Source organism: Streptomyces sp. NPDC006265, from assembly GCF_040613555.1.
In the GTDB taxonomy this organism is placed as follows: Bacteria; Actinomycetota; Actinomycetes; order Streptomycetales; family Streptomycetaceae; genus Streptomyces.
In genome coordinates this window covers 1-2637 of record NZ_JBEXSH010001077.1, presented here as the reverse complement: position 1 = coordinate 2637, position 2637 = coordinate 1, and the positions used below count along the sequence as shown (strand labels likewise).

Genomic DNA, 2637 nt, shown 5'->3' with positions numbered 1-2637 from the left:
CCGTCCCGTACCACCGCTGGGAGCGGTTCACCGACGTGGGCGGCGCGACCGTGCGGGCGGACACCATGCGGCGCGGCCAGGCCGGCACGGGCGGCGGGCGCAGCGTCGGTTTCGGGCGCCGGATCGCCGCCGGCATCAGCATGGGCCCGCCGCTCAGCTGGCTGGTGAAGATCGGCGTGTCGCTGGGCTGGACCCGAAGGACCGACTACTCCCAGGGCACCCAGGCGTACAACCAGTCCGAGCACCGGGCCTGGGAGGGTTCGCACCTGCACCTGGACGACGTCCACTACCGGGTGCGTGTCGAACGGGTCACCGAGGCACCGGCGAACGACCGTCCTGACGCCTCGTCCGGCCCGCCCGCCACCGGCCCCCGCTGGCGGCGCCAGGAGGTCCTCACCCGGCAGTTCGCTGTACGGGACGGGCTGAGCTGGCGGCTGCCCGACGACCTCACGGTGCCCTTCGCGGGACCGCGGCGCGCTCCGCGGACCCTGACCTTCCCGGACGGCCGGGAGCCGCGGGCCACCGACATCACGGCCCTGCACTTCACGGACCCTCCGGAGGACCTGGCGCTCGCCATATCGGGTGCCCGGCCCGGCAGTTCGGCGCACCGCACGCTCGTCTCGTACGTCAGGCCGGGACGGCTGCTCGCGTTGTTCGGCCGGCTCACCGGACCTGTCAGCGGGCCCGAGCTGACCCGGGGCAGCGGTCAGCACCCGCTGGGGCACCTGATCGTCGAGCGGTCGATCCCACACCGGGCCACCCTGGTGACCGAGTCGGTCAAGGCGGAGATACGGGACCTGACCCAGACCACGTACCAGAACGAGCGCGCCCATGTCCGTGACACCCGTTTCGGCATCCAGGTCACCTCCGGACCGAACCACACCTTCATCGGTCCGGAGACGGACGTACGACTCCAGGGCGGCCCGCTGGTCCGCGCCGACTTCAGCAGCGGGCGCGGCCACTACCTCGGCACCGACGCGGCCCGCAAGACCACCGGCCGGGTCCGCAACCACCCGGTCGCGCTCTACCGGGTGGAGCGCACGCTGATGGTGCGCAAGGCCGGTGATCCGCCGTCCGCGGCCCGCCCGGTCCGGGTGGTCAGCCTGGACTGGATGTCCACCCAGGACGCGCGGCGGCTCGCCGGCTGGGACAGCCGCACCCCCGGCCAGGCGGGCCCCGACCCGGACGCCCGGCCCCCGGTGCCGTGGTACCTCACCCGGGAGGACCCGGTCCACCTGAGCGGCCAGGTCCGCGCCGAGGGATTCGTCCCCGACCGCCCGCAGCCGCTGACGCCGGGCCAGGACCAGGCGCTCACGCCGGAGGTGACTCCCGCATCGGGGCAGGACCAGGAGTCCTCCGCCGCCCGGGACGGTCAGCCGCAGGGCCGACAGTCTCCTGTCGTCCCGGACGGTCAGATGGAGGACCAGGCGTCTCCCGTTGTTCCGGACGGTCAGACGCAGGACCAGCCTTCTCCCGTCGTTCCGGACGGTCAGATGGAGGACCAGCCTTCTCCCGTCGTCCCGGACGGTCAGACGCAGGACCAACCGGACCGGCAGAATCAGCAGGACCGGCCGAACCAGACCGTGCAACCGCCCGCCCCCCAGGACCCCATGCGGGTCTTCACGGACGCCGTCCTGGGCACCCTGCACCGCTCGTACCCGTCGATGTTCGTACCGCCGCTGATGCTGCGCCACCAGCGGCTGGCCCGCTTCTGGTACGGGGACGGACGGATGCGGACCGCGCTGCACAACGACCGTCAGGTCCGCGAGGCGCTGAACCGGCCCAGCCTGGCCCAGAGCCTGGACGACCTGACCACCACCGGCGTGCCGGTCACCCTCACCGAGGACGGCAAGGTGCGCCGCGGTCACCACACCCTGATCCTGCGGGCCCGGCTCACCGACCGGCGTTTCGAGAGCACCATGAGCGAGCGCTCCCTGCGCAACGCGGTGATCGGCACCGAGGTCGCCGGCCAGGGGCAGCAGGCCTCCAGCACCCTGTCGGGCGGTGCCGAGCTGGGCATCTCGCCGCGCGACCACGACAAGGTGCCGGAGGCCGGACTGCCCCGCCAGACCGGCAACGTGTCCCTCGGCGCGCGCTACTCCCACACCGAGCAGAAGGCCACCCGCAGCACGGTCGCGGTCACCCACGACCACCTGACCTTCCAGAACGGCGCCCACCTCTACAGCTACCGGGTGGAGCTGAGCGCCTCCTTCGAGGGACACCGCCGCCCGCGCGGCTGGGCCCGGCTGCTGTCGGTCGGCCTGCTCGGCGCGGGTGTCTTCGTCAGCAAGGCCGAGGAACGCCCGCTGTTCAGCAAGGGCAGCGAGACCGTCGGCCGGGTGGAGCTGGCCGTACCCGCCGCGCACGCCTCCGAGCGCCACGCCCCCGTCGACCCTCCGGCCGGAACGCCGACCGCTCCCGCCACCCCGGCCCCGGTGCCCCGGCCGCGGCGCGTCTCCGCCGTCGAGGCGGACCAGCTCCTCGACGGGACACGCCCCCTGCCGCGGCAGGAACCGGCCGACCAGCGGCTCACCGGGCGGCTGCTGAGCGCCCCGCACGTGGTCCTCAGCGTCGAGGGCGGCCCCCAGCGCCAGCAGCTCGTGCAGGACACCTCCGACCGCGCCGCGGGCGGCACCA

General features: G+C 73.9%; 1 pseudogene. It reads left to right on the top strand.

Annotated features, from left to right (window positions below):
- A pseudogene (locus ABZ281_RS45420) lies at positions 1-2637 on the top strand (hypothetical protein); the annotation flags it as partial.